The 6,085-nt window shown below is 67.3% G+C and carries 9 protein-coding genes; 3 read left to right on the forward strand and 6 right to left on the reverse strand.

Features of this window, described 5'->3' with window-relative positions; genetic code table 11:
- Positions 1-167: 167 nt before the first annotated feature.
- The 5 genes from ACCC94_RS26985 to folM all read right to left on the reverse strand — a co-directional run bounded on the left by ACCC94_RS26985 (position 168) and on the right by folM (position 2,646).
- Positions 168-506 (reverse strand): HopJ type III effector protein, encoded by a 339-nt coding sequence (locus ACCC94_RS26985; RefSeq protein WP_413352672.1) that lies wholly within the window; start codon positions 504-506, stop codon positions 168-170.
- Positions 507-518: 12 nt separating this feature from the next.
- Positions 519-830, reverse strand: a complete 312-nt coding sequence (locus ACCC94_RS26990; protein ID WP_413352673.1) for a DUF1244 domain-containing protein — start codon at positions 828-830, stop codon at positions 519-521.
- Positions 831-954: 124 nt separating this feature from the next.
- The gene (gene folX / locus ACCC94_RS26995) at positions 955-1,326 is read right to left on the reverse strand and encodes a dihydroneopterin triphosphate 2'-epimerase (RefSeq protein ID WP_413352674.1); all 372 of its coding nucleotides are present in this window, start codon (positions 1,324-1,326) and stop codon (positions 955-957) included.
- 1 nt (position 1,327) lies between these two features.
- Complete coding sequence (gene folE / locus ACCC94_RS27000; protein WP_413352675.1) at positions 1,328-1,888, reverse strand: GTP cyclohydrolase I FolE; 561 nt, start codon at positions 1,886-1,888, stop codon at positions 1,328-1,330.
- Positions 1,889-1,920: 32 nt separating this feature from the next.
- The gene (gene folM, locus ACCC94_RS27005; RefSeq protein ID WP_413352676.1) at positions 1,921-2,646 is read right to left on the reverse strand and encodes a dihydromonapterin reductase; all 726 of its coding nucleotides are present in this window, start codon (positions 2,644-2,646) and stop codon (positions 1,921-1,923) included.
- Between the two features lie 142 nt (positions 2,647-2,788).
- Between folM and ACCC94_RS27010 the strand changes: the two genes are divergently transcribed.
- From ACCC94_RS27010 to ACCC94_RS27020, 3 genes are all read left to right on the forward strand, one after another.
- A complete protein-coding gene (locus ACCC94_RS27010; RefSeq protein ID WP_413352677.1) occupies positions 2,789-3,244 on the forward strand; it encodes a flavodoxin in 456 nt (151 codons plus the stop codon).
- Positions 3,244-3,711, forward strand: a complete 468-nt coding sequence (locus ACCC94_RS27015) for a cupin domain-containing protein (protein ID WP_413352678.1) — start codon at positions 3,244-3,246, stop codon at positions 3,709-3,711. The genes ACCC94_RS27010 and ACCC94_RS27015 overlap by 1 nt, the downstream gene beginning before the upstream one ends.
- A gap of 168 nt (positions 3,712-3,879) precedes the next feature.
- On the forward strand, positions 3,880-4,785 hold the full coding sequence (locus ACCC94_RS27020; RefSeq protein ID WP_413352679.1) for a hypothetical protein: 906 nt from the start codon (positions 3,880-3,882) through the stop codon (positions 4,783-4,785).
- A 145-nt stretch (positions 4,786-4,930) separates the two neighbouring features.
- Here ACCC94_RS27020 and ACCC94_RS27025 read toward each other — a convergent pair whose 3' ends face one another.
- A complete protein-coding gene (locus ACCC94_RS27025; RefSeq protein WP_413352680.1) occupies positions 4,931-5,827 on the reverse strand; it encodes a LysR family transcriptional regulator in 897 nt (298 codons plus the stop codon).
- Positions 5,828-6,085 lie beyond the last annotated feature (258 nt).

The raw sequence follows: 6,085 nt of genomic DNA on the forward strand, positions 1-6,085 counted from the left end.
CCCCCGCGCCGGGGCCGCCAGCCGCCCCCCCCCCCCCCCCCGCCCCCCCCCCGCCCCCCGGGCCCGCCCGCCCCCCCCCCCCCCCCCGCTCCTACAGGTGCGGGCCGCTGACACTCGAAATGAAAAAGCCCCGCATCGGCGGGGCTTTTTCATTGAACGGGACAACCTCAGCCGCGACGCGACAGCGGCTGGCGCTCGAAGTTGACGCCGGCCAGGCCCGTCACCATCAGGGCGCGGATGTTGGCGTGGTCGGTGCCTTCGGGGTTATCGCGCACGGCGCGGTAGTGCTCGCCGAACGCCAGCAGCGATTCTTCCTGGCTCAGGCCTTCGAGGATCGCAAAACCCAGGGTCTTGCAGGAACCCTCGTTCTGCCCGGCGGGGTTCTCCACGCTGCCGTTGGTGAAGGCGCTGGGGGTGTAGGTGTAGTGCTCGGCGATGTACGCCAGGGTATCGGTGAACAGGTGCTGCTCGCTGCGCAGCCGCGAGCGGAAATCGTTGAGGGTCATCAAGGCAAACTCTTAGTGTTTCTTCGCGGTATCGAAGGCCGCCTGTTGCTCGGGCGAGGCTTCCGTCTGGTACTTGGCCTTCCATTCGGCGTAAGGCATGCCGTAGATCTCTTCGCGGGCCTGGTCCGGGCTGACCGGCAGGCCCATGTCGTCCGCGGCCGCCTTGTACCACTTGGACAGGCAGTTGCGGCAGAACCCGGCAAGATTCATCAGATCGATGTTCTGCACATCCTTGCGGGTACGCAGGTGCTGCACCAGGGTGCGGAACGCGGCGGCTTCAAGTTCGGTGCGCTGCTCGTCGGTCAGGTTCATCGGCTCGGTCATGGCATGTCTCTCAACTAAGGCGCATCAGAGGCGCATGGCGGGGCTGGCGAGATTCTAAGAGGCGGGCGATCTGCCAGCAACGCCCGTTGGCCGACTGGCACGGGCGTGCAGGCTGCGCGGTAACTCAGCGCTGGGCGGCCAGGGCGATGGACACCGACTCGGCGAAGCGCAGGGCGTGGGGCTTGTCCACTTCCACCTCGGCGTAGTGCACCGCCGGGTTGGCCATCACCAGGTCGAGCAGTTCCTGGGTCAGGCGCTCGAGCAGGGCGAAGCGGTTTTCCTCGACATGGGCGATGATGGCCTTGGTGATGGTGCGGTAGTTCAGCGCGTGGTCGATGTCGTTGACCTGTACCGCGTCGCCTGCCGGATAGAGGATGGTGAGGTTGATCAGCACATCCTGCTTGTTGAGGATTTCCTCCTCCTTGATGCCGATGTAGGTGCGCACGCGCAGATCCTTGACCCGGATTCGCGCCATGCCCGGCTCCAGTCGCGTCATTTCACTTGCTCCGTCCGATCAGTTGCAGGAATTCCTGGCGGGTGGTGTTGGAGGCGCGGAAGGCGCCGAGCATCACCGAGGTGTTCATCACCGAGTTCTGCTTCTCCACTCCGCGCATCATCATGCACATGTGCTGCGCCTCGATCACCACTGCCACGCCGGCGGCGCTGGTGACCTGCTGGACCGCCTCGGCGATCTGCCGGGTGAGGCTTTCCTGGATCTGCAGGCGGCGCGCGAACATGTCGACGATGCGCGCGACCTTCGACAGGCCCAGCACCTTGCCGGTGGGAATGTACGCCACATGGGCCTTGCCGATGAAGGGCAGCAGGTGATGTTCGCACAGCGAGTAGAGCTCGATGTCCTTCACTATCACCATTTCGTCATTATCCGAGGCGAACAGCGCGCCGTTGACGATTTCCTCCAGCGTCTGGCCGTAGCCGTGGCAGAGGTACTGCATGGCCTTGGCCGCCCGCTTGGGCGTGTCCAGCAGGCCTTCGCGGGTCGGGTCCTCGCCGAGCCCCTTGAGAATCTCACGGTACTGGTGAGACATGTCTTCGATCATCGTGGGAATTCCTCGCGCCCGCGCCGGGCGGGTCATTTGAGGTGCCGGCCGCCGTTGACGGTCAGGGTAGTGCCGGTCACATAGGGGCTGTCGAGCAGGTAGCGCACGCTCTGGTAGATCACGTCCGGGCCGGGCTCGATGCCCATGGCGGATTTCGCCAGGGTGCGGGCGCGGTAGGCGTCGTCGTCGCCTTCGTTGAACAGGATCAGTGCCGGCGCGATGCCGTTGACCTTGATGCGCGGCGCAAGGCTCGCGGCGAAGGACAGGGTGAGGTTGTCCAGGCCGGCCTTGCTGGCGCAGTAGGCGATGCGGTTGGCGCTGCCCTTGCGGGCGACGTCGTCGGAGAGGTGGATGATGTCCGCTGGCGCGCCGCGCTCGGTCGCATCGCGTTCGAGCAGGGGCGTGCAGCGCAGGTTGATCAGGTAGGGCGCCAGCATGTGTACGCGGAACAGTGTTTCGAAGGCCTGGGCATCGCCGCCGGGCTGCTCCGCGATCCACGCCGAGGCGTTGTGGATGATCGCGCGCAGGCGGTCGGTGCGGGACTTCAGCTCGTCGATGAAGGCGAGGATGCCGGCTTCATTGGCCAGTTCGGCGTACAGGCAGGTGGCGCCCAGCTCGCGCAGTTCGGCGATGCCGGGTTTTTCCTGGCGATAGGTCGCGATCACCGGCTGGCCCTCCTCCAGCAGGCGTTTCGCGCAATGCAGGCCGATGCGCTGGCTGGCGCCGGTGATCAGGATGGGGGCTGGGGTCTGGCCCATGCGCGCCTCGCGAAATTCCACTGGGGGCGCCGCGGCGGACAATGTCCTAGCGGCCGGGTAGGGCAAAACTATACCAGCCCCGGCGCGGTGCGGCACGGATGGGGCATAATGGGCGGCCTTGTCTTGCCTTGTGGGAGTGAACATGAAAGTCGCCATCGTGTCCGGTTCGGTCTACGGCACCGCCGAAGAAGTCGCGCGCCACGCCAGGCGCCTGCTCGAAGCCGCCGGCTTCGAAGCCTGGTACGACCCGCGCGCCACCCTGGACGCCATGCTCGAGTTCGCTCCCGAAGCCTTCCTGGTAGTGACCGCCACCACCGGCATGGGCGATCTGCCCGACAGCTTCCAGCCGCTGTTCCATGCCATCCGCGACCGCCTGCCGGCCGACTGGCGCGGCCGCCCGGGCGCCGTGCTGGCGCTGGGCGACTCCAGCTACGGCGATACCTACTGCGGCGGTGGCGAGCAGGTGCGTGAACTGTTCGCCGAACTCGGCGTGCAGGAAGTGGTGCCGATGCTGCGCCTGGACGGCAGCGAAACGGTGGACCAGGAGACCGACTCCGAGCCGTGGCTGGCCGAGTTCATCGCCGCGCTGAAGGCCTGATGCATCCCCGCGCCCGCTACCTGATCGACACCCTGCAGCTGGCCGCCCACCCCGAGGGCGGCTTCTATCGGCGGGTATTCGAATCGCATCTGCCGGGCGCCGACGGGCGGCCGCAGTCGTCGGCCATCCTGTTCCTGCTGCCGGCGGGGACTGTCAGCCGCTGGCACCGTGTGGATGCCGACGAGCTCTGGCATTTCCACGAAGGTAGCCCGCTGGAATTGCTGATCGCCGAGCAGCCGAATGCCGCCGTGCGCCGGGAAATCCTCGGCCCGGTGGACGAAGGCAGCCTGCCGCAGCGCGCCGTGCCCGCCCACGCCTGGCAGGCCGCGCGTTGCCTGGGGGATTACGTGCTGGTGGGCTGTAGCGTGTCGCCGGCCTTCGAGTTCGCCGGCTTCAGGTTGCTTGCCGACGATGGCCAGGCGCAGCGGGAATGGCCGCGCCTGATGGAGTTCACCGATCTGCTCTGAGGGACAAGGATGATCCCGGTACCGCTGTTTTCTCCGGCCCTGCTGATCACGCTCGGCGTGTCCGCACTGGCCGTCCTGGCCCTGCTGCTGTGGCTGCTGGTGCTCTGCCTGTTCCGCTCCGCACGCCGGGGGTGGAGGCGCCACCCTCGCGTTTCCTAGAGCCTGCTGGTGGTCCTGCTGGTGCTCTGTATTCCGCAGGCCTACATGGCTTACGTCTGGCATGCGGTCAGCGAGGAGATGGAGCAGGAAGAGGCCGCCCGTCACCCGACGCTCACCGAGCCTGCACGCATCCGAGGTCTCGACGTGCCGGCCGGCACGCGCCTGTCGTTGCCCGGCTCCCATGACTGGCAAGCTGCCGATGAGGTCGAGTTCCCGGCGCCGACGCTGGTCCACGGGGTTCCCGCGCTCGCCGTGCGCTTCAGCTCGACCTGGGACGATCAGGCTCCAGCGGGCAGCTCGATGGAGTTGCCCGTCCACGAGTTGCGCATCGCCGCGCCGGCCACGGTCGATGGCTGGCACTGCGGCCCCCAGGCGCCCCTGCGCCTGGCGGTGCGAGCGGAGTCGGAAGTCCTGCTGATGGGCTGCCAGGTCGCGACGGGCAATCATGCGGCCGGCCTGGACATTCCGCCGGACAGCGAACTGATGCGTTACACCACGACCTACGGCGATGGCATGCGCGACCCGGATATCTGGCGCATCGATGTGCATGTACCGCTGCAGCTGGCGCAGCTGCCGCTGTCGGGCGTCACGCTGCTGCTGGATCGCGAGCGCAGGCTGTACGGCTTCGAGAGCGCCAACCTGGCGCGCGATTTCACCCTGGGCGAGATCAGCTACCCCGCCGGAACGCAGGTGCAATCGGTCAACCGCACCCTGCGCGACCGCGCCCCGGGCACCTGGCTGTTCACTCCCGTGAACGGCAAGGCAGCGCGGCGCGCAGACGGCGCGACGCTTGCCGAAGGCATGACCGTGGTCCAGCAGCCTGACGGGCGCATCGAGGGCGAGTTGCCCAACGATCAGGCCGGCGTGATCGTCTTCGACACCTTCGATTTCTCGCCGGAGGATTCAGGCTCGTAAGCCCGCGCCGCTGCGCCATTTCCTTGCGCGACAGGCATCGCGGCGCATAACGCTGGCGCTTTATGCGCCCTACCGGAGTGCGCGGGGGACAGTGTCGTAGCGACTCACTGCTTTTCGTAGGAGCGAGCTTGCTCGCGAACCCTCCTCACTCCGAGCCCTGCGGGTGCAGCGGCATCTCCACCATCAACGCCAACCACGCCTTCGCCGCATTCGACAGGTACGCATCGCGGCGCCAGATGAAGCTGATATCCCAGCGCAGGTCCGGCTGGCTCAGCAGCACGCGTACCAGCCCCGGTCGCTCCAGGTCCTTGGCCACCACGCGGGGCAGCAGCACCGCGCCTTGCCCGGCGGCGACCAGTGCGCCGAGGAAGTCCGCCTGGCCGCTGCGGCCGCCTTCCTTCGGCTCGAAACCGGCCTCGCGGCAGGCACGCAGCAGGCGATCGTTCAGGGTGAAGCTCTGCTGGTAGAGCAGGAAGGGTGTGTCCGAGAGCTCTGCCAGCTCCAGGCTCCCGCGCCCGGCCAGCGGGTGTGCGGCGGGCAGCAATACATCCAGCGGCTCGTTGCAGAAGGGCTGCCAGTCGAAGCCGGGATCGTCCGGCGTGAGGCCGCCGCCCAGCTCCAGTTCGCCGCTGTAGACCATCTCTTCCATGGTCTTGCTGCCGCCCTCGATCAGGTGCACGTCGATGTTCGGGTAGCGCCGCCGGTATTCGGCGAAGCGCCCGGCGAACAGCGCGTCGGCGCCCAGCAGCGGCAGGCCCAGGCGCAGTTCGCCGCGGTGCAGGTGGGTGAGGTCGTCCAGCTCGGTGTGCAGCTCGCGGCGCAGGCGCAGCATGTCTTCGGCGCGGCGCAGCACCACTTCGCCAGCGGCGGTCAGGCGGATGTGCGGGCCGCTGCGCTCCAGCAGTTGCACGCGCAGGCTCTGTTCCAGTTGCGCGACCTGCTTGCTCACCGCCGACTGGCTGGCGTTCAGGTGCACCGCCGCCTGGGTGAAACTACCGTGGCGCACGACTTCGGCGAAGGTGCGCAGCTGCTTGAATTCCATTCTGGAATGGCTCCAATTCGATCTATTCGCTTTGGGGATGATAGGCGCGGGAGTAGGCTTTGCGCCATTCCCGACCCATTTCTCCAACCGCTCAATGCATCGAGACCGCCGCCATGTTCCGCCGCGCCGTCCGCCTCATCTTCGAACTCGCCGTCCTTGCCGCCTTCTGGTGGGTGGGCGGCTGGATCGCCACGCTCGCCGGCCTGCAGCAGGGCCGGCCTGCTGCTGGCGGAAATGCTGCTGTTCTTCATCCCCGCG

Origin of the sequence: Pseudomonas sp. Pseusp97, assembly GCF_047304025.1 — a bacterium.
GTDB lineage: Bacteria > Pseudomonadota > Gammaproteobacteria > Pseudomonadales > Pseudomonadaceae > Pseudomonas.

Bases quoted from the DNA above. Each gene is read 5' to 3' on its own strand.
- folE (WP_413352675.1), bottom strand. From the start codon at position 1,888: ATGATCGAAGACATGTCTCACCAGTACCGTGAGATTCTCAAGGGGCTC.
- ACCC94_RS26990 (WP_413352673.1), bottom strand. From the start codon at position 830: ATGACCGAGCCGATGAACCTGACCGACGAGCAGCGCACCGAACTTGAA.
- ACCC94_RS26985 (WP_413352672.1), bottom strand. From the start codon at position 506: ATGACCCTCAACGATTTCCGCTCGCGGCTGCGCAGCGAGCAGCACCTG.
- ACCC94_RS27010 (WP_413352677.1), top strand. From the start codon at position 2,789: ATGAAAGTCGCCATCGTGTCCGGTTCGGTCTACGGCACCGCCGAAGAA.
- folX (WP_413352674.1), bottom strand. From the start codon at position 1,326: ATGACGCGACTGGAGCCGGGCATGGCGCGAATCCGGGTCAAGGATCTG.
- ACCC94_RS27025 (WP_413352680.1), bottom strand. From the start codon at position 5,827: ATGGAATTCAAGCAGCTGCGCACCTTCGCCGAAGTCGTGCGCCACGGT.
- folM (WP_413352676.1), bottom strand. From the start codon at position 2,646: ATGGGCCAGACCCCAGCCCCCATCCTGATCACCGGCGCCAGCCAGCGC.
- ACCC94_RS27015 (WP_413352678.1), top strand. From the start codon at position 3,244: ATGCATCCCCGCGCCCGCTACCTGATCGACACCCTGCAGCTGGCCGCC.